Consider the following 233-nt stretch of genomic DNA (forward strand, 5'->3'; position numbering starts at 1 on the left):
ACCATGGCCGGAGAACGTGATACGCAAATCGCCACCCGCTGGTCCGGCTCCACGCCCAGAGCAATCAGCTGATGAGCCAGCCGGTTAGCGCGGGCATTCAATTGCGCATAACTGAGCGTCTGCGTTTCATACTCTAACGCAGTCGCGTCCGGGGTTTTCTCTACCTGCTGTTCAAACAATTGGTGAACACACCACGGGTCAGGGTACGCCGTTTCCGTCGCATTCCAGGTTTC

General features: G+C 57.1%; 1 protein-coding gene. It reads right to left on the minus strand.

Annotated elements, in window-relative coordinates; all coding sequences use genetic code 11:
• Positions 1–233 (minus strand): AMP-binding protein (locus EAE89_RS23355; protein ID WP_214086708.1); only part of this gene is annotated, 233 nt, incomplete at both ends.

This window comes from Photorhabdus heterorhabditis (assembly GCF_018448905.1).
In the GTDB taxonomy this organism is placed as follows: domain Bacteria; phylum Pseudomonadota; class Gammaproteobacteria; order Enterobacterales; family Enterobacteriaceae; genus Photorhabdus; species Photorhabdus heterorhabditis.